Origin of the sequence: Pedococcus bigeumensis, assembly GCF_006438965.1 — a bacterium.
Classification (GTDB): Bacteria; Actinomycetota; Actinomycetes; order Actinomycetales; family Dermatophilaceae; genus Pedococcus; species Pedococcus bigeumensis_A.
On the sequence record NZ_RCZM01000003.1, the window covers coordinates 546,410 to 571,220 of the forward strand.

The window sequence follows — 24,811 nt, forward strand, 5'->3', positions numbered from 1 at the left end:
CGACCTAAGAAATCAGAAGGTTGCTTGCGACATACAAGTATCACGAAGTGGTTGTGTGCCGCAAGCAAAGATCACTCAGGGCACGAAGACGAGGTTCTCCAGCACCCGGCGCGCGACGTCCTCGTCGCCGTGCACGGTGTAGTGGATGTCCTCGAGCCCACCGCGGCCCGCGGCGCGGCGGGTGAGCGCGTCCGTCGAGAGGGTGATCGTGGTGAAGACGTCCTCGGGGTCACCGTCGTGGGCGATGCCGGAGAAGAGGGGTATGCCGCGCGGCTTGCCGTCGTCGCTGTCCTCCACCCACACCCCGGCCCGACCGGCCACCGGCCCGGTGCTGTCGATGATCACGACGTTGCCGGGCTCGATCCCCGCGTTGCGCGCCACCAACCTGGGCAGCGAGGCGAACAGCAGGTCCATGAAGACGGACGCGCCACCGGAGTCGAGGTTGCCCGGCCGTCCCAAGGCCTGGCGGATGTCCTGCTCGTGCGTCCAGATGTCGAGGATCCGGGTGCGGAGGTTCTCACCTGCGGGAGCCGGGCCCCACGCCCCCTGCACGACGCTGTCGATCGTCAGGTCCGGCGCACTGAACTGCTCCACCCGTTTCGCCGCAATGGTTTCCAGCTCGTCGACGACCTTGGCTCCCACCATCGTGCGGCGCAGCTCCACCGACCGCTCGACGAACTTGCCGGCCTCGTGTTGCACGTGGTCGTAGTCGGGCACGTCCACTCGGGGCACCTCACCGGTGTGCAGCCACGACTCGAGGCCCACGACGTGCGAGATCTGGTCCTTGACCGTCCACCCCGGGCAGGCCGTCGGGAGGTCGAAGTCGGCATCCGAACAGGTGCGCCCCAGGTCGACGACGGCCTGCGTCGTCTGCTGGTAGGCCGTGACCAGTCCGGCCAGGTCTTCGGGTGCTGCCGGGTGCAAAGACATGACCCCACCTTACTTAGGCTGTCGGCATGAGCTCCCCTGTCGCCCAGACCGTGGCGACTCCACCAGCACCGCTCGCGCGCCTGCCGCTCCCGGCGCTGGTGCTCGCGGCTCTGCTGGCACTCCCGCTGGCCGCGGTCATCGGCGAGGCGGCCACGGCTCCGGTGGTGGGAGACGCCGGCGGCTTCGTCCGGTGGGGCGTGCTCTACGCGAGGGTCATCCACGACCTCGCGGCCGCGGTGACGGTTGGACTGCTCATCCACGCGGCATACCTCGTGCCGGAGACGACCCGCACGAACCGGCGGATCACCGCCACCCGGCTGGCCGGGATCGCCGCCGGGCTGTGGGCGGTGGCGGGCGTCGCGGGTGCGGTGCTGGGGATGGCCGACCTGATCGGGATCCCCCTCTCGGACCCGTCCTTCGGGCAGCAGTTCACGACGTTCGCCTGGCGGATCGAACCGACCCGGGTCGCGCTCATCACGGCGGGCGTCGCCGCGCTCATCTCGGTCGTCGCCCTCGTGGTGACCAGCCGGGTCGCGATGGCCTGGCTCTCGGTGCTGGCCGTGCTCGGCCTCCTGCCGCTCGCGCTCGCCGGGCACTCGGCCGGGGCGACCGACCACAGCACCGCCGTCAACGCCCTGGCAGTCCACCTCGTCGGCGTCACCGTCTGGGTCGGCGGCCTGCTGGCGCTCGCGATGCTGCGGCCGATGCTGGGGGGCGACCTCGCCGCCACGGCGGCGCGCTACTCGGTGCTGGCCGGCTGGTGCTTCGCGGCGGTGGCCCTGTCCGGCCTGCAGAGCGCGCTGATCCGGGTGGGGTCGTGGAGCGACCTCGGCACCCGCTACGGCGTGCTCCTCATCGTCAAGTCCGTGGCCCTGCTCCTGCTCGGGTATGCCGGGTGGCGGCACCGCCGTTCGCTGCTCGCCGGTCTCGGGCAGGGCTGGACGTCCGCGTTCGTCCGCCTCGTCGGTGCCGAGCTCGTGGTCATGGGGGTGGCGATCGGCACGGCCGTGGCGCTGGCGCGGAGCGCGCCCCCGGTGCCCGACGTGCCCGTGCAGGACGCCACACCGGTCTTTGCGCTGACGGGGTACCCCGACCCCGGACCTCTCACCGGCGACTCGTGGTTCACGACCTGGACCACGGACTGGCTGTGGCTCAGCCTCGCGATGGTGGCCGTGGGGCTGTACGTCGCGGGCGTGCTGCGGCTGCGCCGCCGTGGCGACGCGTGGCCCGTGCACCGGACGATCGTCTGGGTGCTCGGCTGGGCCGTCTTCGCGTATGCGACCTCGGGCGCACCCGGCGTCTACGGCCGGGTGCTGTTCAGCATGCACATGGTGATGCACATGGTCGTCGCCATGCTCGTCCCGCTGCTGCTGGTTCCGGCCGCCCCGATCCTGCTCGCGCTGCGGGCCCTGCCGTCCCGGCCGGACAAGACGTGGGGGCCGCGCGAGGTCATCCTCCAGGTGGTCCAGTCGCGGCTGTTCAAGGTCTTTGCCAACCCGGTCGTGGCGGCCGCCCTGTTCTTCTTCAGCCTCGCGATCTTCTACTACTCATCGCTGTTCGAGCTGGCCCTGCGCACCCACACCGGACACGTCCTGATGGTGGTGCACTTCCTGCTCACCGGGTACCTCTTCACCTGGGTGCTGATCGGTATCGACCCCGGCCCGAAGAAGTGGCCGCCGATCATGCTCCTCGTCGTGCTGTTCGCCACGATGTCCTTCCACGCGTTCTTCGGCGTGGTCATGACCGGCAGCACGACCGTGCTCGCGCCTGACTTCTTCGAGGCGCTCAAGCTGCCGTGGATGACCGACGTGCTCGGCAACCAGCGCGAAGCGGGTGCCATCGCCTGGGGCATCGGTGAGGCGCCGACCCTGATCCTCACGCTGCTGGTCGCGGTGGCCTGGGTCCGCACCGACCGCGCCGAGTCCACCCGCAAGGACCGCCAGGCCGACCGGGACGGGGATGCGGAGCTGGCCGCCTACAACGCACACTTGCAAGAGCTGAAGCGACGCAACGAACGAGGCAACGGACCGCGCAACCAACCACGTCGAAGTCAGCCCGACGAAAACCTGCGCGACGAAGCTGGGGAGGACTGACCATGCGGGTGGCGGTGCTGCAGATCGGGTACGGCGACGACGAGCTGATGGCCGACCGCCTCACGCGGGTGGCGGACCTCGTGCGCGCGCAGGCCGGGCACGACCTGGTCGTGCTGCCCGAGCTCTGGGCCCCGGGTGGGTTCTCCTACCGCGACTGGGCGGACCGCGCCCAGCCGGTCGACGGCCCGATCGGCACCGCGATGTCTGCCGCGGCCCGTGACGCGGGAGTCCTCCTCCACGCCGGGTCCATCGTGGAACGCCCCGCGTCGGGCGAGGTCGGCTCGGACGGCCACGGACTCTGGAACACCTCGCTCGTCTACGCCGCGGATGGAGGTCTCGTCGCGGCATACCGCAAGATCCACCGGTTCGGCTTCGGCGCCGGTGAGCCGAAGCTCATGGACGCCGGCGAAGACGTCGTCCTCGTGGATCTCCCGGGCGACCCACTGCCAGATGGATCGGCAGCGTTCCGCGCGGCCCTGTCGACCTGTTACGACCTGCGCTTCCCCGAGCTCTACCGGCGCCAGCTCGACGCCGGCGCGACGGCGTTCATCGTGCCGGCCGCGTGGCCTGCGGCTCGGGTCCGGCACTGGACGCTGCTCGCCCACGCCCGGGCCATCGAGAACCAGTGCGTCGTCATCGCCTGCAACACGGCGGGTACCCACGCCGGCACCGAGATGGGTGGGCACTCGCAGGTGATCTCGGCGACCGGTGAGGCGCTCGCGATGGCCGGGACTAGCGAGGAGGTGCTCAGTGTTGAGGTCGACATGGCTGCCGTGACGACCTGGCGTGAGAAGTTTCCCGTGCTCCAGGACCGGCGGCTGTGAAACGAGGAATGCGCCTCCGCGCTCCGGAGCTCGTCGGCCGCGGTTGGCTGAACACCGGGGGCGAGTCGCTCTCGCTGGCCGACTTGCGCGGTCGGATCGTGGTCCTCGACTTCTGGACGTTCTGCTGCGTCAACTGCCTGCACGTCCTCGACGAGCTCCGTCCCCTCGAAGAGAAGTACGCGGATTCCCTTGTCCTCATTGGGGTCCACTCCCCGAAGTTCGAGCACGAGGCCGACGCCGACGCTCTGGCCGCGGCCGTCGAGCGCTACGCCGTGCACCACCCCGTCCTCGACGACCCGGAGCTGGTGATCTGGCAGGCCTACACCGCCCGCGCGTGGCCGACGCTCGTCGTCATCGATCCCGAGGGCTACATCGTCGCCTCGATGTCCGGCGAAGGCCACGCCCACGGCCTGTCCGTCCTCGTCGAGGAGCTGATCGCCGAGCACAGTGCCAAAGGCACCTTGCGCCAAGGCGATTCGCCGTATGCCGCGCCCGCACCTGCCGAGACGGCGCTGCGCTTCCCGGGCAAGGCGGCCGTCCTGTCGGATGGCTCGTTCATCGTGTCCGACACCGCGCACCACGAGATCGTCTGGCTGGAGTCGGACCTCGAGACCGAGCGACGACGCTTCGGCACGAGGGTCCACCGCGAGTACCGCGAGCACCGCGAGCTGAACGAGCCGCAAGGCGTGCTCGTCCTGCCGGCCGAGACGGCGGCCCGGGTCGGCTATGACGTCGTCGTCGCCGACTCGGTCAACCACCAGGTCAAGGGGCTGCGGCTGGCTGATGGCGCGTGGACGCTCCTGGCCGGCACCGGCAAGCAGCTGCGCGAACGGTCCGGCAGCGGCCCGGCCCTCAAGCAGGACCTCTCGACCCCGTGGGACCTGGCCTGGTTCATCGGGCGGGTCGTCATCGCGATGGCCGGCACCCACCAGCTGTGGGCGCTGCACCTGGCCACCGATCCCGCCGACAACACGGTCGCGGTGCTCGGCGGGACGTCAGCGGAAGGCATCCGCGACGGCGCGGCTGACGAGGCCTGGTTCGCCCAGCCGTCCGGTCTCGCCGTGTCCGAGGACGGTTCGCGGCTGTGGGTCGCGGACTCCGAGACCTTCGCCCTGCGCTCGCTCGACGTGACCGACGAAGGGTTCGTCGTCACGACCCACGTGGGGCAGGGGCTGTTCGACTTCGGCCACCGGGACGGCGCGGCTGACCAGGCGCTGCTCCAGCACCCGCTGGGGGTGACCGTCCTGCCCGACGGTTCGGTGGCCGTCAGCGACACCTACAACGGCGCGATCCGTCGCTTCGACCCGGAGATCCGCGAGGTCAGCACGCTCACGACCGGCTTGCGCGAGCCCTCCGACGCAGTCGTCGAGGCGAGTGAGGACGGCCACGCACGGCTGGTCGTCGTGGAGTCCGGTGCCCACCAGCTCGTGCGGATCGCGTTGCCCGACAAGGCGCAGCGCCTCGATGGCCTCGCCCACCAGAGCCAGCGGCCCCGCACCGAGGTCGCGCCTGGCCCGCTCACCCTGATGGTCAACTTCACCCCGCCCACCGGTCAGAAGCTCGACTTCCGCTGGGGCGACCCGACTCGGCTGATGGTGTCGGCGACACCCGACGGCCTGCTGCGCGACGGAGCAGGCAGCGCCGAAGGCCTGACCCGCACGCTGACCCTCGACCCGGCGGCCGGTGACGGCGTGCTGCACATCTCGGTCCAGACCGCGTCGTGCGACGGCGACCCCGACAGCGGCGAGGTGCCCGAACACGCTGCCTGCCACCTCTACCAGCAGGACTGGGGCATCCCCGTGGTGCTGGTCGACGGGGCGACCACCGAGCTCACCCTGGACCTGCGCGGCGTCTGACGAACAAACTCTCGCTTCAGGTTCGCAGGGCGAAGATGACGGACTTCCTGCCGCGATGGTTGGTGTCGATCCGATGGGCGTAATGCGGGTCATGGACTCTGCGGTGGTGGTGTCCGCACAACGGCACCGCCAGGGCCAGATCGGTCCGGCCTCCGCTCGCCCACGGGTCCTCATGATGGAGCTCGGACCAGGCGTACGGTCGGTCGCACGCCTCGGCGGCGCAGGTGTCATAGGTAGTGGCCAGCGCTACCCGCTGGGCTTCGGTGAAGAACCGCTCCTGGCGGCCGAGGTCGAGGGGCACGGATCGACCACCAAGGACGGCCGGAACGATCCCGGCATTGCAGGCCAGGCGTCGCGCCTCGCCTGCTGAGAGATCCTGGCCGGTGTCGAGGTGCGCCGCACCCACGCCGGCCATGAGCTGGTCGTGGTCGATGGTGACCAGGACGGTGGCGGCGACCTTGCCGGAGAGCGCGTCGGTGGGCAGGTGCTCGAGCAGCTCGACGAACGCCTTGCCGTACCGGTGCGCCCAGTCACCGTCAGCCGCGCGGAAGGCGTCCCACGTGGCGGCCTGGACCGCCGCGGGAGTACCGGCACCGGCAGCCGTCGCGGCCCTGGCCGCCTGCTGCGCGAAGCGGCGGGGCGAGGCGATCTGCTGCACGGTCTTGGCCAGGATCGAGGCCGCCAAGGTGGGCACGGTGAAGTGCCCGGTGGTCGTGCCGTCGCCGTTGTGGTGCCAGGTCAGGCGTGTCTTCGCCACGGCGGCATCTTCTTCCGTGCGCAGCACGCGGTCCTCGTGTGCGTCGACCTCCGCCTGCGAACGCTCCGTGACCGACAGGATCCGCCGGCCCTCCTTGCGCAGGGTGCCCGGGTCGACGAGCTTGGCACGGCGCACCAGATCCGTTTCGATGGCGGCTCGCTCCTGCTGGCTCAGCCCGTCCGGCAGCTGCGCGGTGGCGGTGGCGATGACCTGGGCGTGATCGGTCGACACGTCCCCGGCGGCCAATGCCTCACGGGTCGCCGGAAGCCCGTTGTCCAGCGCCGTCGCCAGCCGCACGTCGCGGGCCGCCTGCCCGCCGTCACGTCGGGTGCTGACCGCCAACCAGGCGGACGTCCCCGTCAGTCCAGAGCCAGCGGCGACCCCCGACCGGTCCGCCTCAGCCACCAAGGACAGCCGCACCGCCTGCAACCGGCTGATCACGCGTTCGACCTCGCCCAGCGCGGTGGCGGCAGCCGGGCCCCCGCACACGTCCCCGGTGTGCACCCGGTCGAGCAGTGCTTCGATCTCGCGCAACACGTCCACCGTCCCGATTGGGGCGGTGCGAAGGGTGGCGACTGCTGCCATAGGTACATTCTATTCGAACATACGTTCGAACACAAGCCTCGAGCCGAGGCGATTTCGGCGGACCTCACCACCGTCCACTGCGTACTCCGGTCCCTCACGGCCGGCCTCCTGCAACGGCCCGTGGCCACGCGGCATACCCATCGTGCGACTCAGCCGCCGCTGAACTCCCAGTGCCATGGCTCGGGCAGGGACCCGGTGGCCTGCGCCCAGCCTGGGTGCACCCAGCCGAACCGCGGGGCGTTGGCCCGCATCCAGTGGTGTGCCGACGTGCCGAACCGGTCCACCCCACCGCAGAGGTCCACAGCGAGACCAAGGCCGTGCTCGCTACGTCCCGGCGTCGCGGCCCACTTGCCGCGGGAGGCCTTGACGGCGACCTGCTCGTCGTAGGAGCGGTATGAGTCGGTGACGCAGAGCGGCCTGCCGTTCGCCTTCTCGAACGCGGCGCTGAGGGCGTTGAACGATGCAGCTGCCCGCGGCCGCAAGGACTCGCCGGGCTCTGCCCGCAGGGAGCACAACGCACTGCGTGGCACCCGGCCGTTGGGGTACGGGCGCTCGTTGCTGCTGCACGCTTTGCCCACAGAGACAACGGCACGCGTCTGGCCAGCGGTGCACGGCGGCGCCTTCTCGTTCGAGCTGGTGAACGCATCCGCCACGTAACGGCCCTCGCCGATCTTGTTCCACACGCTGGTCGCGCCGTACGGACCGGACACCCGGGTGCCCTTTGTCTGGCACACGATGTTGAGCTTCGCCCCCTTGGCCACCGAACCCACGGCCTCGAACCCGGTGCCCGGTCCCGAGCGAACGGTCAGCGGGGTGCTCTGGGTGCGCACGTGCCCGACCGCCGCGGTCGCAGCGGCCGCGCCTCCGACGAGAACCCCGACTCCCAGCGCCGTGACCACGGCGAGCCGCACCGGCCGCTTCGTGGCGAAGGTGGTGATGAGACTCATGACGTGCTCCTGTGGGTTCCCCGGGCTGCTCTGCGGGCTGGTCGCCCGCTGCGATCTGCGAGGAACGTAAGGTCCGTCTCGCCGGCCCGTCGATGGGGACAACTCCCCCGGGATGGGGCCTTGGGCACGGGAGACGGGCAGGGAGGACTCCCCTCACGCCCGCGCCCGATATACCCCATCCGCGCTGCGTTCCCGCAGGTCAGGGCGATTCGGGTCTACAGTCGAGGCAACGGGTCGCCCCACGGGACCCGGAGATCCACACCCGAGCACCACCCATCACCCAGGAGTGAGCATGTACATCGGAGTCGGCATCTTCCTGATCGTCGTCGGCGCGATCCTGACCTTCGCCCTCAACGCGTCGGTGGACGCGATCAACCTCGGCATGATCGGCTGGATCTGCATGGCGGCCGGCGTGCTGGCCATCCTCTTGTCGCTGGTCGTCACGAACCGTCGTGGCGTCGGCGGCGCTGGCTACTCGTCGCGTCGCGTGAGCCACACGGACCCGGCCACGGGCACCCAGGTCGACGAGGTCGAGGTCGACCCGCGCGCCTGACCACTACCCCCTGAGCCACGACAAGGGCGGCACCGGAGCGATCCGGTGCCGCCCTCGTCGTGTCCGACTGTGGGTATGCCGCCCGCGCACCTCCCGGGGAGAGCTCCCCTCGTGGTGGCGCGTGCTCAACCCCCTGACCCGGGTAGTTCTCCCCATCGACGGCCCCACCGATCGTTCCTACCTTCATCCTCAGCAGCCGGTTCCAGCAGGGAGCCAGGCGGATCCGAAACATGATGCAGGAGAACGAAATGCGCACTCCCAAGCTCAGTCAGAAGCCAGTTCGCCTGGCCCTCGCCGGTGCCATCGGGCTGTCCGTCGTCGCGGGTGGGGCGGCCATCGCCGATGCCGCCACCGGCACGATCAGGACCAGCGCCGCGAGCCTGACGGTCCGCTCCGGCCCGGGCACCGGCTACGGCGCTGTCACGACCATCAAGAAGGGCACCAGGGTCACCATCAGCTGCCAGACGTACGGGTCGACCGTCAAGGGCACCTATGGCACCTCGAACATCTGGGACAAGATCGGTAGCGGGCGCTACGTCTCGGACGCCTACGTCTACACCGGTCGCGACGGCTTCGTGGCCCCCAAGTGCGGCGGCACCACCACCCCACCGTCCAGCGCCGTCAGGGATGACTACCCCTACCGCGGCGCCTCCTCCGGCGTCGACCCGTGGAACTTCTACAAGGGCCAGTGCACCTCCTTCGCCGCTTGGCGAGTTCGCCACAACCTCGGCGTCGCGTTCTCCAACTCCTACAAGGGCCAGCACTGGGGCAACGCCGAGCACTGGGACAACGCCGCCCGCGCCGCCGGCATCCCCGTCTACAAGTCTCCGAAGGTCGGCGACATCGCGGTCCGCAGCAGCGGCACCTACGGCCACGTCGCCTACGTCGCGAAAGTCAACAGCGACGGCAGCTTCATGGTGGAGGAGTACAACCACGTGCGCTCCGACACCTACAGCTACCGCAAGGCCACCAAGGGCACGGGCAGCGAGCAGTTCAGCGACTTCATCCGCTTCTCGCGGTAGCGGGACATCAGGCTCAGCAAGGGCTGAGTGGGTCGAGGGGTCGCCGGCGAACGAGCCCATCCGTTTCGCCGGCTGATCCGAACAGAGAGTGCGTCCGTCGTCGCAGGGGGTGGCGGGGCAAGCAGAGCAGGTATGCCGAAGGGCTGGCTTCAGGGGAAGCCAGCCCTTCGGTTGTGCCGGGAGCACCCGGCATACCTCACGTGGAACGCGTCAGAACGCGGACTCCGGGATGTCCATCAGCGCGTTGTCGGTCGCCTCGGCGATCTGGCGCTCGGCCGCGATCTTGGGCAGCACGTTGCGCGCGAAGAACGACGCGGCAGCGATCTTGCCCTCGTAGAAGTCGCGGTCCTTGGCCGAGACGCCCTCGCCCTCAAGCGCCTTCGAGGCAACGGCGGCCTGGCGCAGGAGCAGCCAGCCGATGACCAGGTCGCCGGCGGACAGCAGCAGGCGCGAGGTGTTCTGACCAACCTTGTAGAGGTTGGCGAGCTCGCCGCCCTCCTGGCGCGGGTCGGACTTCATCAGCTCGCCGACCATGTAGCCGAGGATGCCCTGGACATCCTCGAGGCCCTTGCCGAGCAGCTCGCGCTCGGTGTCGAGGCGCCCGCCGTTGGCACCGAGGTCCTTGGCGAACTCCTGGATCTGCATGGCCACGTGCGAGAGGGCCTGGGCCTTGTCGCGGATGATCTTGCGGAAGAAGAAGTCCAGTCCCTGGATGGCGGTGGTGCCCTCGTAGAGCGTGTCGATCTTGGCGTCGCGGATGTACTGCTCGATCGGGTACTCCTGCAGGAAGCCGGAGCCGCCGAGGGTCTGTAGCGACTCTGTTCCCAGCAGCACCCAGGCGCGCTCGGAGCCGACGCCCTTGACGATCGGGAGCAGCAGGTCGTTGACCCGGTTGGCCATCTCGGCCGGGGTGTCCTTGGCGATCTCCTCGGACCCGCTCGCGAGGAACGCCTCATGGACGATGTCCTGCTGGGTCGCGGTGTACATGACCAGTGCGCGCAGGCCCTCGGCGTAGGACTTCTGCGTCATCAGCGAGCGGCGCACGTCGGGGTGGTGCGTGATGGTCACGCGCGGCGCGGCCTTGTCGGTCATCTGGGTCAGGTCGGCACCCTGGACGCGCTCCTTGGCGTAGTCGCGGGCATTGAGGTAGGCGGTCGACAGCGTCGAGATCGCCTTGGTACCAACCAGCATTCGCGCGTGCTCGATGACGCGGAACATCTGCGCGATGCCGTCGTGGGCATCGCCGAGCAGGGTGCCGACAGCCGGCTCCTTGTCGCCGAAGGTGATCTCGCAGGTCGTCGAGACCTTGAGGCCCATCTTGTGCTCGAGGTTGGTGACGTTGGCGCCGTTGCGCTCGCCCAGCTCACCGGTCTCGAGATCGATCTGGAACTTGGGGACGATGAACAGGGACAGGCCCTTGGTGCCCGCGCCGGCGCCCTCGGGGCGGGCCAGCACGAAGTGGATGACGTTGTCGGTCATGTCGGACTCACCGGAGGTGATGAACCGCTTGACGCCCGTGACGTTCCAGGTGCCGTCGGCGTTCTCGCTGGCCTTGGTGCGGCCGGCGCCGACGTCAGAGCCGGCGTCGGGCTCGGTCAGCACCATCGTGCAGTGCCAGCCCTTCTCGACGATCCAGTGGGCGAGCTTCTTCTGCTCGTCGTTGCCGAGGATGTAGAGCAGGTTGGCGAAGGAGTAGGACGCGGCGAACATCGCGATCGCCGGGTTGGCGCCCAGCACCATCTCGTTCATGGCCCACTTCAGGCTCGGCGGGGCGACGGTGCCGTCCAGTTCGCGTGGCACGTCGATGTTCCAGAAGCCGGAGTCGACATAGGCCTGGTAGCTCTTCTTGAACGACTCGGGCATCGTCACCGAGTAGGTCTTGGGGTCGTAGACAGGCGGGTTGCGGTCGGCGTCGGCGAACGACTCGGCCAGCTCGTTCTCGGCGAGCCGCGACACCTCCTTCAACATCTCCCTGGCGGTGTCGGCGTCGACGTCGGCGTAGGGGCCTTTGCCCAGCACGTCGCCGCGGCCGAAGACCTCGAAGAGGTTGAACTCCAGGTCGCGCAGGTTGCTCTTGTAGTGGCCCATGTCGGGGAACCCTCCGGGTCGTGACGTGCGGTCGGCCGGCCTGTGTACTGACCGGTAACTTCCATGGTGCTACCCGTGGGTAACAATTGCAACCCTTTCGTGGGATGCGCCACAGAGCCGCAGGTATGCCGCGTGCTCGCGGTGCTGCCCGCCGATCCGCGGGTGGTGGCCACGAGCGCGCTGGGGAGGGCACGGCATACTCACGTGGTGTGAGCCAGGAACCCCAGACGGAACCTTCGAGCCAGCCGAGCAGCGCCGTCCAGCGCGCCCGGGCCGACCTCGACGCGGGTCGGGAGTGGAAGGCCCGCGAGCGGCTGGTGGGGCACCTGGCCGGCGAGTTCGATGCCGAGGCGCTCGAGCTGCTCGGCGAGGTGAACTACGCGATGCGCGACCTCCCGGCGGCGGGGGCTGCCTGGTTCGGCACCGCCCGACGCGGCAAGGACGTGGACGAGGCGGTCGAGGCGTGGCGCGAGCGGCACGGCGACCACTTCGCCCAGATGTGGAGCAGCCTGCCCCGGTCGGTACGTGAGCGCGATGGCAACAAAAGGGTCGATGCGCTGCATCGGCGGGCCGAGCAGGACAGGGCGTCGGCGACCTCGGGCGGTTCGCCGCGACCCCCTGGCGCCGGCCAAACGGGGGCAGGGTCGGCCGGTAGCGCGTCCTCCGGAGATGGCGGCCTGGACGCGGCGACGGTCATCGCGCTGGCGCTGGCCGTGCTGTTCGTGGCGTGTGCGGTCATCGGCCTGGTGACGCTGCTCGGCTGGCTGGTCCCCGGCTGATGGCCGAGGGTTCGGCGAAGCTGGGTGCGCGCGCTGACCTCGTGGCCGAGGTGGCTTCGTACGTGCCTGCGGCAGTGGGCGCGGACTGTGTCCGGGTGGGGGTCGACGGTGTGGATGGCGCGGGGAAGACCTTCTTTGCCGCCGAGCTCGCGTCGGCCCTGCGAGACCGTGGGCGTCCGGTCGTGGAGTTCTCGGTCGACGGGTGGCACCGGGTGCGGGCCGAGCGCTACGCCCGAGGACCCCAGTCGCCGGTGGGCTTCTGGCTGGACTCGTACGACTACCCGCGCCTGATCGACGAGGCCTTGACGCCGCTGGGTCCGAGGGGATCGCGGCGGTTCCGGACCGCGGGGCACGACGTGCGCACCGACGAGCTGTTGTGGCCGGACCTCGTCGAGGCTCCCGCAGCGTCGGTCGTGGTGATCGACGGGCTGTTCCTGCACCGGGCCGAGCTGGAGGGGTGCTTCGAGTTCACCGTCTTCGTCGACGTGCCGTTCGAGGTGACAGCCGAGCGGATGGCGGTGCGAGATGGTGCTCGCGGCGATCCCGCGCACCCCGCCATGCGTCGCTATGTCGAGGCGCAGCGGACCTACTTCGCCGAGCGCGCTCCCTGGTCACGCGCCGACCTCGTTGTGGACAACACCGACCTGGTCAACCCGGTGTTGGTGACCGGCCGACTCGACTGAGGGTCGCGGCCGCTGATCGCTGGTCTGTGCACAGACTCTGGACGTGCTGCGCAGAGACCCGCTCTCTGCGCAGCAGCCCAAACCTGTGCGCAGTGCCGCGGTCGCGGTCCGGTTGCTGCCGCGAACGGCGTGGGTGCGCCGTCCTGTCGGTGCCCCGTGTCACTCTCGACGCATGGACAACGCCTCGGATGTGCTGCTGTTGCACGCGGTCCAGGCCTGGTGCGACGAGTGCCAGGGCGAGCGGATCCTCGTGCCGGTGATCGACGACCTCCCCGGTGGCTTCTGCTGCACGGTCTGTGACACCGCCGTCTTCTCGGCGCTCGACGACCTGCCCGCCGTCGCGGCCTTGCGTCGTTCGGCCTAGAGAGCCGTCGGCCTAGCCGGCGGGTGGCGCGACTGCGCGCCACGGCCTCGAAGCCGGGCTCGGCGAGGACCTGTCAGGTGGGTCGGCCGAAGCGGGCGAGGTAGTGCCAGACCCGCTTGAGGTCCTGCGGGTCATGTCGCCCGGATGCCAATGCCGCGCCGATCACGGCAGGGTCGAGCCGGTCGTGCACCGCGATCGCGGCGGCGAGGTCGACGATGTGCTCGCCCCGGTAGTCGGGGTGCGAACGCACGGTGTCGAGGTCCACGCTGAAGCCGTCGTGCCACTCGACGGGGCAGGGGAGACTGGTGGCTTCCTGCTCGACGGTGGTCCCGCGGAAGACCGGGTCGAGGACGACCGCCTCAACGTCCGACGAGAGGTCGACGACGCCGTGGACGTGGGCCTCGATGTAGTTGTCGAGGTCGTCGGTCACCCCAGCTGCCCAGTCGGCATCCGCGAGGTCCGTGAACGCGAGGTGTGTCGCGGTACCGAAGTTTTCGGGCTGCATGAACGAGTCGGGGTAGCAGAACGTCGACCGCTCCAGGGTGTGCGCTCGGAGCCGCAGGTGGGCCGAGCCGAACCGCGGCGCGCCCCCGACGGTGCTCCGTCGGTGGTTGAGGGCGCCGTACTTGGGTCGCTCGCCTGCCGGCGCCTCGTCATAGGCCCCGCCGAAGATGCGCCGCTCCCACGTCCAGCGGTCGCCGCCCGGGTATGCCGTGAGGCCGCCGTTGCCGGTGCCAGTCTCGAACTGGTTGCGGTAGGTGCCAGCGGTGGCCATCGCGGCGAGGATCGGAGTGCCGTCGTGGGGCCGGTCCGGGTGGAAGTTCAGGGTGACCCGCAGGGCGGGGTCGAGGGGTGGCCCTGTGACCGAGCGCTCGACGTGCTCGACTGCGGCCACGGCCCACGGCGACAGGTCACGCATGGCCCGACCCTTTCACGTCGGGCCCAACTCGCTCGAGAGACCGCGAAGTCGGGGACACTGAGGCCCATGTACGTCCCCCATTTCAACGCCATGACCGACGACGCTGAGATCCGCCGCCTGGTCGCGGAGATCGGGTCGGCGCAGCTGATCACCGTCGGTGCGGACGGGTTCCCGCTGGCGACCCTGCTGCCCGTCATCTGGCGTGACGACACCGTCATTGCCCACATGGCGCGGGCCAACCAGCACTGGAAGGCGATTGGTGCGGACCGTCCGGTCCTGTTGGTCGTGACCGGCCCGCAGGCCTACATCTCGCCCAACTGGTACGCCAGCAAGGCCGAGCACGGCAAGGTCGTGCCGACCTGGAACTACTCCGTCGTCCAGCTCAGCGGACGGGCGACGGTCCATGACGACCCGCACTGGGTGCGCGGAGCGGTGGACGAGCTCGGCGACCGGCACGAGGGACATCGGGACGAGCCGTGGCGCAGTTCGGATGCGCCGGACAAGTACATCCAGGGACAGCTGCGGGCCATCGTCGGCGTGGAGATCTCGGTCGAGCGGGTGGAGGCCAAGGCCAAGTTCAGCCAGAACCGTTCCGGTGAGGACCGGGCCGGGGTGGTGACGGGTCTGCTGCACGAGGACTCTCGAGACGCGGTGGCCGTCGCCGAGCAGATGCGCGCCGCTGGGGATCGCCCGGCCTGAGTCCGGTTCATGCCATCGTACGTTATGTACCTTGACGGGTACGTAACGGAATTGGTACGTTCGGGTGATGGAAGCGGTGATGCACGCGCTCGCGGACGAGAGCCGCAGGACAGTGCTGAACGCCTTGGCCGAAGGCCCGGCGAGCGCAGGGGAGCTGGCGGCGCTGCTGCCGATCGCGCGCCCCGGGGTGTCGCGGCACCTGCGGGTGTTGCGGGAGGCGGGACTCGTCGAGGTCCGCCAGCAGGCACAGCGCCGCGTCTACAGCCTTCGCCCCGAGCCGCTGGCCGAGGTCGACGAGTGGCTAGGGCGCTACCGAGCCCTGTGGGAGCAGCGACTGGATGCTCTGCACACCGAGGTGGCCCGTGGAAAGCGTGAACGAAGGAGCAGCAGATGACGAGCAGTACACGTGGTGACAGCCGGATCCTGGGCAGCCTGCGATCAGAGGACGGCAAGGGCGCGGTACGCATGCAGGACCGCTACGACACGCATATCGACGACCTGTGGTCTGCGCTCACCGACCCGGATCGTCTCGTGCGCTGGCTCGGCGAGGTGACCGGCGACCTGCGACCCGGCGGCGAGTTCCGGGCACACTTCTTCGGCAGTGGGTGGAAGGGAACCGGCCGCGTGCAGACGTGCGAGCCGCCACACCGGCTGCTGCTCGTGACCCAGGATGCAGACGAGCCGGACGAGCACGTCATCGAGGTCACCCTGACGGCGGACGGCGGCCAGACCATCCTCGTCCTCGAGGAGCGCGGGATGCCGCTGGACCAGCTCCATGCTTACGGAGCCGGTGTGCAGGTGCACGTCGAAGACCTCGCGGCCCACCTCGCCGGACAGGAGCGCTGCGACATGCAGCAACGCTGGGCCGAGCTGATGCCTGCCTACAAGGACCTGGCTACGAACGTCGGCTAGTCACAGAGTCGCCGGTCCGTGGTCCGTGGTCAGTCGTCGCTGGTCCAACCGTGCTTTCAAGTGACACGGACGGCACGCTGAGTCCACCAGGGGAGTGCCCGACGCGAGTGCTTGAGGAGGACCAGTGCTGTTCCACATCACGCAGGTTCACAGTCCCGAGCTCTGCCCCAGGGACGAGGGAGGCTCCAACTCGCTGTATGACGCCGGCGTCGAGGGGGTCAGGCTGATCGGTCGCTACGGCGCGAACGCCCAGCACACGCTCTTCCTGGTCGTCGAGGCCGACGACGTGGATACCGTCCACAAGTTCCTGTGGCCCGGCTTCAAGCGCTGCACCAGCACGGTAACGCCGGTGAGCGAGATCCCCGTTCCCAAGGACTGAGGCGACAATCGGAGCAGGCGACCGAGTCCGGGGACCGTCCCAGCAAGGCCGCAGACCAAAGGCAAATGTGGAGCCGGTGACGAGAATCGAACTCGCGTGTCCAGCTTGGGAAGCTGGCGCTCTACCATTGAGCTACACCGGCACACGCCGCCCGAGAGCGGCGTGAAGTCCGCCCGGGGGCGGTGCGGCAGGAAGTCTAACCGAACGCGCGGATGAGACTGACGGCCCCCGGCATACCCCTGGCGTTAGTCTCTCCCCGTGCTGCTGAGCGACCGTGACATCAAGGCCGAGATCGACAACGGGCGAGTCGTCCTCGACCCCTGGGACCCCGAGATGGTCCAGCCGTCGAGCGTGGACGTGCGCCTCGACCGCTACTTCCGGCTGTTCGACAACCACAAGTACCCCTTCATCGACCCCGCCGAGGACCAGCCCGACCTGACCCGCCTGGTCGAGGTGGACAAGGGCGAACCGTTCATCCTGCACCCCGGCGAGTTCGTCCTCGGGTCCATCTACGAGACGGTCACGCTCCCCGATGACGTCGCCGCCCGCGTCGAGGGCAAGTCCAGCCTCGGCCGCCTGGGACTGCTCACCCACGCGACCGCCGGCTTTGTCGACCCGGGCTTCACCGGACACGTCACCCTCGAGCTCAGCAACGTCGCGACCCTCCCGATCAAGCTGTGGCCGGGCATGAAGATCGGCCAGCTCTGTTTCTTCCGCCTGTCGAGCCCGGTCGAAAACCCTTACGGCTCAGCGAAGTACGGTTCCCACTACCAGGGCCAGCGTGGCCCCACCGCGAGCCGTTCCTTCAAGAACTTCCGCGTCACCGACGTCTGAGCGACGCCTCACAGACGGCTCGGGTATGCCGCGTGCGCACCACCCGCCGCTGCCTCAGTCCCCGAGATCCCACCTCTCGGCCTTCCGGGCCTTCGGGAGGCCCGAGAGCTGGGATCTCGGCGCGTGACCCCGGCGCGTGCAGCCCGAGCGGCGAGGGACCAGAGTGGCCCCATGACCGCTGACCTGAACATTGCCCTGGGCGCCATGGAGTTCGGCACCCGCATCGACGAGGCCACCTCGTTCGCGCTGCTCGACCAGTTCGTCGACGGCGGTGGGGTCTGGATCGACACGGCCGACTGCTACGCGTTCTGGCTCAGCGACAGCGGCACCGGCGGGGACAGCGAGGCGCTCATCGGCCGCTGGCTCGCCCAGCGGCCAGGCATGCGCGAGCGCGTCAAGATCGCCACCAAGGCCGGCTGCGAACCCGTCCACGACGGCGCTCCCGGCGCGACCACCGGCCTGTCGCACTTCGCGATCGACATCCAGTTCGAGGCGTCGCTACGGCGCCTCGGCCTGGACAGCGTCGACCTCTTCTTCGCCCACCGCGACGACCGTGAGGTCCCCGTGGAGGAGGTGGCGGAGACCTTGGGCAGGCACGCTGCCGAGGGTCGGATCGGTCGCGTCGGGCTGTCCAACTGGCCGGTCTGGCGAGCCGAACGCGCCCGCGCCCACGCCGAGAGCCAAGGGCTGCCCGCCGCCGACACGCTGCAGCTGCGCTACTCCTACCTCCAGCCGCGCCCGATGGTCCGCAACCACAGCCACGACCACCGGATGGGCTGGATCACCGACGAGACCCTCGACTACCTCGAGGCCAACCCGGGCTGGGAGGCCTGGGCCTACAGCCCGTTGATGCAGGGCTCGTACGACCGGACCGATCGCGAGCCCGAGGAGGCGTTCGACCATCTCGGCAGCGACCGACGCAAGGCCGCCATCGCCGAGGTGGCCGATGGCCTCGGGGTGACGCGTAGCGCGGTGGTGCTGGCCTGGCTGGTCGGCGGCACCCCGGCGATCCGCCCGATCGTCGCCACCAGCCGCGCCGCCCAGCTCGCTGAAGCGCTCGACGGTGCCCGGCTGACCCTGACCGACGACCAGCGCGCGGTCCTCGACGACGCCTGGTGAGCGCGAGCGTCTCGGGTGCGCGAGCGGCCGGGATCACGACAGCCGCCAGCGGCCAGGAACAGCACCCCCGGCCGCCCATCCGCGTGGCCACCCGCTACGAAATACTGCGACTGACCCACCCCTGAGGAGAACCTGTGCGCGCCCCCCGACTGCTCTGGCCCACCGAGGTCGACCAGCCGCGCGCCGTCGTGCTGGTCCTGCACGGCGGCAAGTCGCGCAGCAACCGGCCGGTCCGTCCCTGGCACGGTGCGGTGCTGCGGATGGCGCCGTTCGCCAAGGCCGTGGCCGACGCCGGTGAGGGCGCGATCGCCGTGGCCTCGCTCCGGTATGCCGTGCGCGGCTGGAACGGCGACAAGGCCAGCCCCGTCGCGGACACCCGGCTGGCCCTCGAGCAGATCGCCGCGAAGCACCCCGGTGTCCCGATCGGCCTGCTCGGCCACTCGATGGGCGGTCGCGTCGCCCTGCACCTCGCAGACGACGAGCGGATCACCACCATCGCAGCGCTGGCACCGTGGGTCGAGGGCAAGGACCGGGCCCGTTGGCACCGCGGGCTGCACGTCCTCTTCATGCACGGCACGCTGGACCGGATGACCTCGCCGCGAGCCTCTCGCGCGATGGCCGATGCGATGGGAGCGCTTGGCGCCGACGTCACCTATGACTCGGTCAAGGGCGAGAGCCACGCCATGCTGCGCCAGGCAGGCCGGTGGCACCGCGAGGCCGCAGCCTTCCTCGCCATGCACCTGCTAGGCAGCGCTGTCGGACCGTCGCGCCATGATGGCCGGGACGGGACCGTAGCGGCCCGCTGAGCGAGGAGCGAGGACATGCGAAGGGACCTGACATGGCTGAGTTAGTGCTGTTCCACCACGCCCAGGGGCTGACGACCGGTGTGCTCGACTCCGCCGACACCCTCTGCACGGGCGGCCACACGGTGCACACGCCCGACCTCTATGACGGACACACCTACGAGACTCTCGACCAGGGCCTGGCCTACCTGCGGTCCCAGGGTTTCGGCGCGATCCTTGGGCTCGGCAAGGCCGCCGTCGCGGACCTGCCCGAGGAGCTCGTCTACGCCGGGTTCTCGCTCGGCGTCATGCCCGCCCAGCTGCTCGCCCAGACCCGACCGGGCGCCAAGGGTGCACTGCTGATGGAGTCGTGCGTGCCGCCGTCGGAGTTCGGCAGCACCTGGCCGGACGGGGTGCCCGTGCAGGTGCACGGCAAGGACGCCGACCCCTCGTTTGCCGGCGAGGGTGACATCGACGCTGCCCACGCCCTGGTGGCCGAAGCCCCCGACGCCGACCTGTTCATCTACCCCGGCGAGGAGCACCTGTTCGCCGACAACAGCCTCGGCTCCTACGACCCCGAGGCCGCGCGCCTGCTGACCGAGCGGGCTCTCGCCTTCCTGGACCGCGTCTCCTGACGCGCCGTCGCAAGGGTGCCTAACGCTCCTCCGGTGTCGACACGGCATACCGCTCGACGATGTGCTCGGCGGTCGCCAGCTCGGGGGACAGGTCGCGGTCCTCGACCCCCGCGGGCAGGCTCTCGCACCGCGCGAACGCCTCACCCAGCTCACCGATCGGCACGACTCCGCGCATCCGCAGGGCGCGGACGGTGCACACGAGCTCGACGGCGAGCATCCGCCGGTAGGCCGCCGTCGCGTCGCCCAGTCGCATTGCTGCCTGCCCGGCAAAGCTCGCGTCGTCCTCGATGCCCGCCGAGACGCCGGCCGTCTGCACGCTCGACGGTGTCGATGCCACCCCGCGGATGGTTGACAACGCTGACGCCGCAACGTATTCCGCGATCAGCACGCCCGAGGAACCCATCGTCGAGTCCGACAGGAACAGCGGCAGCCCGCTGTCGGAGTCGGTGAGCGTGTGGCTGATCCGCGACTGCACCGCCTGCGCCGACCGCGTCAGTGCCAGCAGCGTCGTGTCCACTGCCAGCACGAGGTATGCCGCGTGGAAGCCGCCGTGGTGGGTCACCTCGGCGACATCGCCGGTCCCGGTGAAGAGCGGGTTCTCGGACGCCGTGTTGGCGGCCGTCTCGACCACTGCCTTGAGGTCGAGGATCGTGTCGAGGACGGGGCCGTGGACCTGCGGCCAGGTGCGCAGGCCGAAGAAGTCCTGGAGGTGGGCCGGCTCTCCGGGTTGGTCGGCCAGCAGCTCACCGAGCACCCGGATGACCTCACGTGCCCCGCGGAACGGAGTTGCCGCCGCGGCGGTCTCGCTGACTGCTTCCGGATTCCCCTGCAGGGCAACGAAACTCAGCGCGCATACGGTGTCGGCTGCACGGGCCAGGGCGTGCAGCGACGCGGCGTGCAGGCCCGTCTCGGCGATGGCGAACGCGTTGGACGACATCAGCGGCAACGCATCTGCCGAGGTGAGCTGGACGTCGGCCCGACGTTCGCCCCCGGACCGTTCGCGCTCACCGATGAGGGCCAACCCGACCTCGGCCAGCGCCGTCAGGTCCCCGGTCCCGAGCGAGCCGTAGCGGTGCACCACCGGCAGGTCCTCGTCCGGCGCGCCCACGAGGTCGGCCAAGGTCTGGGCCAGGACAGGGTTGGCTCCCGAACCGCCTGCCAACAGCTGGTTGGCGCGCACGGCCAGAGCTGCGCGGACCACCGTGGACGGCATCACCTCGCCCCAGCCGGCCGCATGGGAGCGCAGCAGGCGGAGGCCGTGGTCGACCTTGGAGTCGGTGCTCTCCTCGCGGGCGGCCCCGACGCCGGTGGTGCGCCCGTAGACCGGTCGCCGCGAGCTGACCTCCGCGGCATGCTGGTGCGACCGCTCGGCGGCCGCCATGGCGGCCGGTTCGATGGAAGCAGGAGCCCCCTGGGCAGCCCGCTCCAGCGCGTCGAGATCGAGGCTGCGGCCGTCGAGGTGCACCGGTTGCGTCACGCCCGCCAGTATCGCGCCCGTCGCGCCTTGTCGGTGTGCTGGGTTAGGTTGATCCGCATGATCGCCTTCGACGGTGTCACGAAGAAGTTTCCGGACGGCACTGTTGCTGTCGACAGCTTGAGTCTCGAGGCACCCAGCGGCAAGATCACCGTCCTGGTCGGGCCCTCCGGCTGCGGCAAGACGACGTCCCTGCGCATGATCAACCGGATGATCCGGCCCACCTCGGGCACGATCACCCTGGACGGCAAGGACACCGGGCGGATGAAGGAGTCCGAGCTGCGCCGCGGCATCGGCTACGTCATCCAGCACGCCGGCCTCTTCCCGCACCGCACCGTCCTCGACAACGTCTCGACCGTCCCGCGCCTGTTGGGGATGGACAAGACCGAGACCCGGAAGCGCTCGATGGAGCTGCTCGAACGCGTGGGGCTCGACCCGGCGTTCGCCAAGCGCTACCCGGCCCAGCTGTCGGGTGGTCAGCAGCAGCGCGTCGGTGTCGCTCGCGCACTCGCGGCCGACCCGCCGGTCATGCTGATGGACGAGCCGTTCAGCGCGGTTGACCCCGTGGTCCGCGAGCAGCTGCAGGACCAGTTCCTCCGGCTCCAGGGCGATCTCGGCAAGACGATCATCTTCGTCACGCACGACATCGACGAGGCCATCAAGCTGGGCGACCAGGTGACGGTCCTCAAGGTCGGTGGGCATCTCGCCCAGATGGCCGCACCGGCATACCTGCTCGCCCACCCGGTCGACGACTTCGTGGCGGACTTCGTGGGACGTGACCGCGGCTACCGCGCGCTGTCCTTCCAGGCCACGCCGCGCCTGCCGCTCGCGGCGGAGCGCACGATCGCCATGGGGGAGAGCGCCGAAGGGGTCGACGCCGACTGGGTGCTGGTCGTCGACGACCAGAACCACCCCCTGGGCTGGGTCGAGCCGTTGCGGGCCAGGGGGGCGATCCGCACCGAGATGTTGCACCGCGGAGGCACGGTGGCTCGCGCGAGCGGCCCGCTGCGTGGGGCCCTGGACTCCGCGCTGTCCAGTCCCAGCCGCCGCGGCGTGATCGTGGACGACAGCGGCTCCCTCGTGGGCACCGTCAAGGCGCACGAGGTGCTGACCGCCATCGAGCAGGCGGACCGTCCCGAGCTCGCAGATCCCCGCAAGCCGGGGGCGCCGGCGGCATGACCTGGTTTTTCGACCACCTCGACGATGTGCTGAGCCGCGGGCTCCAGCACGCCTACCTTGCTGGCGTGCCCTTGGTGATCGGTCTGCTCATCGCACTGCCGTTGGGGTGGTTGGCTCGGCGCTACAAGTTCCTCTATGCGCCCTTCACCGCCGGCTTCGGACTGCTCTACACGATCCCCAGCCTGGCCCTGTTCGTGATCCTTCCCGGTTTCCTCGGTATCCCCATCCTCGACCCGGTCAACGTCCTGGTCGCCATGACGATCTACACCGTGGCTCTCCTGGTCCGCACCGTGGCCGACGGACTCGGCGCAGTGCCGGACCACGTGCAGCAAGCCGCTACCGCGATGGGCTACACCCGGGTCAAGAGGTTCTTCGCGATCGAGCTGCCGCTGGCAGTTCCGGTGATCTCCGCGGGCATGCGGGTGGCGGCGGTGAGCAACGTCAGCATCGTCAGCGTGGGGACCATCCTGGGGATCAACCAGCTCGGACTGTTCTTCAGTGACGGTTTCAACCGCGACTTCTACGACCCGTTGTTCGTCGGGATCGCCGCCTGCATCGTGCTCGCGCTGCTCTTTGACGCGGTCATCATCGTCCTGACGAGGCTGTTCACCCCGTGGCTGCGCGCGACGGGAGGACGGGCATGATCAGCGGCCTCATCGACTGGCTCACCGACTCGGCCAACTGGTCGGGAAGCGATGGTGTCGTGGCTCGCACCGTCGAGCACCTCTGGTACTCCGGGATCTCCCTGTTCGTCGCCTGCCTCATCGCGATCCCTCTCGGCCTCGCGATCGGCCACACCGGTCGCGGCCGGTTCTTCGTGGTTAACCTGGCCGGTGCCGCGCGGGCCATCCCGAGCCTGGGCCTGCTCTACGTCATGGTGCTGTGGCTGTTCCCCAAGCTGGTCGGCGACTCCGCCTTCCTCGTGCCGAGCCTCATCGTCCTCATCGTGCTGGCGATCCCCCCGCTCATGGCCGGCGCCTACGCCGGGGTCGAGGGCGTCGATCCCGCCGCGCGCGATGCGGCCAAGGGAATGGGTATGACCGGCGGCCAGGTGCTGGCCAAGGTCGAGGTGCCCAACGCGCTGCCCCTGATCTTCTCGGGGTTCCGCTCGGCCACCCTCCAGGTGATCGCGACGGCAACCCTCGCTGCGGTCGCGGGCACGGGTGGCCTCGGTCGGTTCCTGATCGACGGCCAGAAGGTCCGCGACTACCCGCAGATGGCCAGCGGCGCCCTGCTCGTGGCGGTCCTTGCCCTCGTGGTCGACCTCCTGCTCGCCGTGGTGCAGCGGTATGCCGTGTCGCCGGGGCTCACCGGCCGGGGCAGCGGGCGCCCCGCAGAGGGCGGAGGAGTCCGGAGGTCCAGCAGGCGATCAAATACCCCCCTCGATGTAGAGATTGTGTCTTCGCAGCGTACGGTGGATTCCCAGCACACCTGACCCAACGGTAGGAGCGGTTCCGTGAAGTTCAGCAAGATCACCCTGACCATCGCCACGGTGGCCGCACTCATGGCCACGTCCGCGTGCGGCAACTCCGGAGGCGACCCGCTGGCCACCTCCAGCACCTCCAGCTCCGGTGGTGGTGCTGGCAGCATCAAGGTCGGTTCAGCCGACTTCCCCGAGAGCGCCCTGCTCGCCGAGATCTACGCGGGTGCCCTCGAGGCCAAGGGCATCAAGGTCACCAAGAATCTCAACATCGGTGCCCGCGAGGCCTACATCCCGGCTCTCCAGGACGGGTCGATCGACCTGATCCCCGAGTACACCGGTGTGCTGCGCGACTACTTCAAGAAGGGCCAGACGGGCACTGACTCCGAGGCCGTCTACACCGAGCTCAAGGCCTCGGTCCCGGCCACGCTGACGGTGCTCGACAAGTCCGCGGCCGAGGACAAGGACGCCCTGGTCATGAAGAAGTCGAAGGCCGACCAGCTGGGCGTGAAGTCGATCGCCGACCTCGCCGGCAAGGCCGGTCAGCTCACGGTGGGTGGCCCGCCGGAGTGGAAGACGCGCGACACCGGCATCCCCGGGTTCAAGAAGATCTACGGGCTCGAGTTCAAGTCGTTCCGTCCGCTCGACGCGGGTGGCCCGCTCACGCTCGCTGCTCTCAAGAACGGCCAGATCGACGCCGGTGACCTGTTCACCACGGACCCGAGCATCGCCGCCAACAACCTGGTGGCGCTCGAGGACCCGAAGAGCATGTACGCCGCGCAGAACGTCGTCCCGCTGATCACCAAGACCAAGAGCAACCCCACCATCGAGGGTGCGCTCAACGCCGTCTCGGCCAAGCTCGACACCGCAACGCTCGCCGCCCTCCTCAAGGAGGTCGTGGTGGACAAGAAGGACGCCGACGCGGTGGCCAAGGAGTTCCTGACCAAGAACGGCCTCGGCTGAGGTAGGACGGCCTCA

The 24,811-nt window shown here is 69.6% G+C and carries 26 protein-coding genes and 1 tRNA gene; 20 read left to right on the top strand and 7 right to left on the bottom strand.

The window, feature by feature from the left end; translation table 11 throughout:
• Nucleotides 1–75 precede the first annotated feature (75 nt).
• Nucleotides 76–930 (bottom strand): maleylpyruvate isomerase family mycothiol-dependent enzyme, encoded by an 855-nt coding sequence (locus tag EAH86_RS11070; protein WP_140740481.1) that lies wholly within the window; start codon nucleotides 928–930, stop codon nucleotides 76–78.
• Between the two features lie 26 nt (nucleotides 931–956).
• Between EAH86_RS11070 and EAH86_RS11075 the strand changes: the two genes are divergently transcribed.
• The 3 genes from EAH86_RS11075 to EAH86_RS11085 are packed head-to-tail and all read left to right on the top strand — an operon-like array spanning nucleotide 957 to nucleotide 5,703.
• The gene (locus EAH86_RS11075) at nucleotides 957–3,023 is read left to right on the top strand and encodes a cytochrome c oxidase assembly protein (RefSeq protein ID WP_140740484.1); all 2,067 of its coding nucleotides are present in this window, start codon (nucleotides 957–959) and stop codon (nucleotides 3,021–3,023) included.
• A gap of 2 nt (nucleotides 3,024–3,025) precedes the next feature.
• Nucleotides 3,026–3,847, top strand: a complete 822-nt coding sequence (locus tag EAH86_RS11080; RefSeq protein ID WP_140740487.1) for a carbon-nitrogen family hydrolase — start codon at nucleotides 3,026–3,028, stop codon at nucleotides 3,845–3,847.
• 8 nt (nucleotides 3,848–3,855) lie between these two features.
• Entirely contained in the window at nucleotides 3,856–5,703 is a 1,848-nt protein-coding gene (locus tag EAH86_RS11085) for an NHL domain-containing thioredoxin family protein (protein WP_140740490.1), read from the top strand.
• A gap of 16 nt (nucleotides 5,704–5,719) precedes the next feature.
• On the opposite strand, the gene EAH86_RS11090 is transcribed toward EAH86_RS11085, so the two are convergent.
• Both EAH86_RS11090 and EAH86_RS11095 read right to left on the bottom strand, forming a co-directional pair.
• A complete protein-coding gene (locus EAH86_RS11090) occupies nucleotides 5,720–7,045 on the bottom strand; it encodes an HNH endonuclease signature motif containing protein (RefSeq protein WP_140740493.1) in 1,326 nt (441 codons plus the stop codon).
• A gap of 149 nt (nucleotides 7,046–7,194) precedes the next feature.
• The gene (locus EAH86_RS11095; protein WP_140740496.1) at nucleotides 7,195–7,992 is read right to left on the bottom strand and encodes a D-alanyl-D-alanine carboxypeptidase family protein; all 798 of its coding nucleotides are present in this window, start codon (nucleotides 7,990–7,992) and stop codon (nucleotides 7,195–7,197) included.
• A 292-nt stretch (nucleotides 7,993–8,284) separates the two neighbouring features.
• Between EAH86_RS11095 and EAH86_RS11100 the strand changes: the two genes are divergently transcribed.
• Nucleotides 8,285–8,545, top strand: a complete 261-nt coding sequence (locus EAH86_RS11100) for a DUF6458 family protein (protein WP_140740499.1) — start codon at nucleotides 8,285–8,287, stop codon at nucleotides 8,543–8,545.
• A gap of 248 nt (nucleotides 8,546–8,793) precedes the next feature.
• Nucleotides 8,794–9,567, top strand: coding sequence for a CHAP domain-containing protein (locus tag EAH86_RS20230; protein ID WP_161988632.1), 774 nt, complete (start codon nucleotides 8,794–8,796; stop codon nucleotides 9,565–9,567).
• Nucleotides 9,568–9,777: 210 nt separating this feature from the next.
• Here the strand turns inward: EAH86_RS20230 and EAH86_RS11110 are convergent, their stop codons facing one another.
• On the bottom strand, nucleotides 9,778–11,655 hold the full coding sequence (locus EAH86_RS11110) for an acyl-CoA dehydrogenase (RefSeq protein WP_140740502.1): 1,878 nt from the start codon (nucleotides 11,653–11,655) through the stop codon (nucleotides 9,778–9,780).
• Nucleotides 11,656–11,864: 209 nt separating this feature from the next.
• Here EAH86_RS11110 and EAH86_RS11115 point away from each other — a divergent pair, with 209 nt between their 5' ends.
• The 3 genes from EAH86_RS11115 to EAH86_RS11125 all read left to right on the top strand — a co-directional run bounded on the left by EAH86_RS11115 (nucleotide 11,865) and on the right by EAH86_RS11125 (nucleotide 13,481).
• Nucleotides 11,865–12,434: a DUF6584 family protein gene (locus EAH86_RS11115; protein WP_140740505.1), complete on the top strand. Its 570-nt coding sequence runs from the start codon at nucleotides 11,865–11,867 to the stop codon at nucleotides 12,432–12,434.
• On the top strand, nucleotides 12,434–13,117 hold the full coding sequence (locus EAH86_RS11120) for a uridine kinase (protein WP_140740508.1): 684 nt from the start codon (nucleotides 12,434–12,436) through the stop codon (nucleotides 13,115–13,117). The genes EAH86_RS11115 and EAH86_RS11120 overlap by 1 nt, the downstream gene beginning before the upstream one ends.
• Nucleotides 13,118–13,289: 172 nt before the next feature.
• Nucleotides 13,290–13,481: a hypothetical protein gene (locus tag EAH86_RS11125; RefSeq protein ID WP_140740511.1), complete on the top strand. Its 192-nt coding sequence runs from the start codon at nucleotides 13,290–13,292 to the stop codon at nucleotides 13,479–13,481.
• A 73-nt stretch (nucleotides 13,482–13,554) separates the two neighbouring features.
• On the opposite strand, the gene EAH86_RS11130 is transcribed toward EAH86_RS11125, so the two are convergent.
• The gene (locus tag EAH86_RS11130) at nucleotides 13,555–14,400 is read right to left on the bottom strand and encodes a DUF3626 domain-containing protein (RefSeq protein WP_140740514.1); all 846 of its coding nucleotides are present in this window, start codon (nucleotides 14,398–14,400) and stop codon (nucleotides 13,555–13,557) included.
• Nucleotides 14,401–14,466: 66 nt separating this feature from the next.
• Here EAH86_RS11130 and EAH86_RS11135 point away from each other — a divergent pair, with 66 nt between their 5' ends.
• The 4 genes from EAH86_RS11135 to EAH86_RS11150 all read left to right on the top strand — a co-directional run bounded on the left by EAH86_RS11135 (nucleotide 14,467) and on the right by EAH86_RS11150 (nucleotide 16,390).
• Nucleotides 14,467–15,099 carry an FMN-binding negative transcriptional regulator gene (locus EAH86_RS11135; protein WP_140740517.1) on the top strand — a complete coding sequence of 211 codons (633 nt, stop codon included), beginning with the start codon at nucleotides 14,467–14,469 and terminating at the stop codon, nucleotides 15,097–15,099.
• 67 nt (nucleotides 15,100–15,166) lie between these two features.
• Nucleotides 15,167–15,493, top strand: a complete 327-nt coding sequence (locus EAH86_RS11140) for an ArsR/SmtB family transcription factor (protein ID WP_140740519.1) — start codon at nucleotides 15,167–15,169, stop codon at nucleotides 15,491–15,493.
• Nucleotides 15,490–16,011: an SRPBCC family protein gene (locus EAH86_RS11145; protein ID WP_206665803.1), complete on the top strand. Its 522-nt coding sequence runs from the start codon at nucleotides 15,490–15,492 to the stop codon at nucleotides 16,009–16,011. The genes EAH86_RS11140 and EAH86_RS11145 overlap by 4 nt, the downstream gene beginning before the upstream one ends.
• Nucleotides 16,012–16,135: 124 nt before the next feature.
• Nucleotides 16,136–16,390: a DUF3303 domain-containing protein gene (locus EAH86_RS11150; protein WP_140740522.1), complete on the top strand. Its 255-nt coding sequence runs from the start codon at nucleotides 16,136–16,138 to the stop codon at nucleotides 16,388–16,390.
• A 68-nt stretch (nucleotides 16,391–16,458) separates the two neighbouring features.
• Here EAH86_RS11150 and EAH86_RS11155 read toward each other — a convergent pair.
• Nucleotides 16,459–16,532, bottom strand: a tRNA-Gly gene (locus tag EAH86_RS11155).
• A 116-nt stretch (nucleotides 16,533–16,648) separates the two neighbouring features.
• Between EAH86_RS11155 and dcd the strand changes: the two genes are divergently transcribed.
• The 4 genes from dcd to EAH86_RS11175 all read left to right on the top strand — a co-directional run bounded on the left by dcd (nucleotide 16,649) and on the right by EAH86_RS11175 (nucleotide 19,760).
• The gene (gene dcd / locus EAH86_RS11160; RefSeq protein WP_140740525.1) at nucleotides 16,649–17,224 is read left to right on the top strand and encodes a dCTP deaminase; all 576 of its coding nucleotides are present in this window, start codon (nucleotides 16,649–16,651) and stop codon (nucleotides 17,222–17,224) included.
• A 171-nt stretch (nucleotides 17,225–17,395) separates the two neighbouring features.
• Entirely contained in the window at nucleotides 17,396–18,343 is a 948-nt protein-coding gene (locus EAH86_RS11165) for an aldo/keto reductase (RefSeq protein WP_140740528.1), read from the top strand.
• Between the two features lie 134 nt (nucleotides 18,344–18,477).
• Nucleotides 18,478–19,149 (top strand): dienelactone hydrolase family protein, encoded by a 672-nt coding sequence (locus tag EAH86_RS11170; protein ID WP_140740531.1) that lies wholly within the window; start codon nucleotides 18,478–18,480, stop codon nucleotides 19,147–19,149.
• A 32-nt stretch (nucleotides 19,150–19,181) separates the two neighbouring features.
• Nucleotides 19,182–19,760: a dienelactone hydrolase family protein gene (locus tag EAH86_RS11175; protein ID WP_140740534.1), complete on the top strand. Its 579-nt coding sequence runs from the start codon at nucleotides 19,182–19,184 to the stop codon at nucleotides 19,758–19,760.
• A gap of 19 nt (nucleotides 19,761–19,779) precedes the next feature.
• Here the strand turns inward: EAH86_RS11175 and EAH86_RS11180 are convergent, their stop codons facing one another.
• Nucleotides 19,780–21,237 carry an aromatic amino acid ammonia-lyase gene (locus tag EAH86_RS11180; RefSeq protein WP_161988633.1) on the bottom strand — a complete coding sequence of 486 codons (1,458 nt, stop codon included), beginning with the start codon at nucleotides 21,235–21,237 and terminating at the stop codon, nucleotides 19,780–19,782.
• A 57-nt stretch (nucleotides 21,238–21,294) separates the two neighbouring features.
• Between EAH86_RS11180 and EAH86_RS11185 the strand changes: the two genes are divergently transcribed.
• The 4 genes from EAH86_RS11185 to EAH86_RS11200 are packed head-to-tail and all read left to right on the top strand — an operon-like array spanning nucleotide 21,295 to nucleotide 24,796.
• The gene (locus tag EAH86_RS11185; RefSeq protein ID WP_140740540.1) at nucleotides 21,295–22,413 is read left to right on the top strand and encodes an ABC transporter ATP-binding protein; all 1,119 of its coding nucleotides are present in this window, start codon (nucleotides 21,295–21,297) and stop codon (nucleotides 22,411–22,413) included.
• The gene (locus EAH86_RS11190) at nucleotides 22,410–23,057 is read left to right on the top strand and encodes an ABC transporter permease (protein ID WP_140740543.1); all 648 of its coding nucleotides are present in this window, start codon (nucleotides 22,410–22,412) and stop codon (nucleotides 23,055–23,057) included. Before EAH86_RS11185 ends, EAH86_RS11190 begins: the two co-directional genes overlap by 4 nt.
• The gene (locus tag EAH86_RS11195) at nucleotides 23,054–23,848 is read left to right on the top strand and encodes an ABC transporter permease (RefSeq protein ID WP_140740546.1); all 795 of its coding nucleotides are present in this window, start codon (nucleotides 23,054–23,056) and stop codon (nucleotides 23,846–23,848) included. The genes EAH86_RS11190 and EAH86_RS11195 overlap by 4 nt, the downstream gene beginning before the upstream one ends.
• Before the next feature lie 21 nt (nucleotides 23,849–23,869).
• On the top strand, nucleotides 23,870–24,796 hold the full coding sequence (locus EAH86_RS11200; RefSeq protein ID WP_241668320.1) for an ABC transporter substrate-binding protein: 927 nt from the start codon (nucleotides 23,870–23,872) through the stop codon (nucleotides 24,794–24,796).
• Nucleotides 24,797–24,811: the final 15 nt, after the last annotated feature.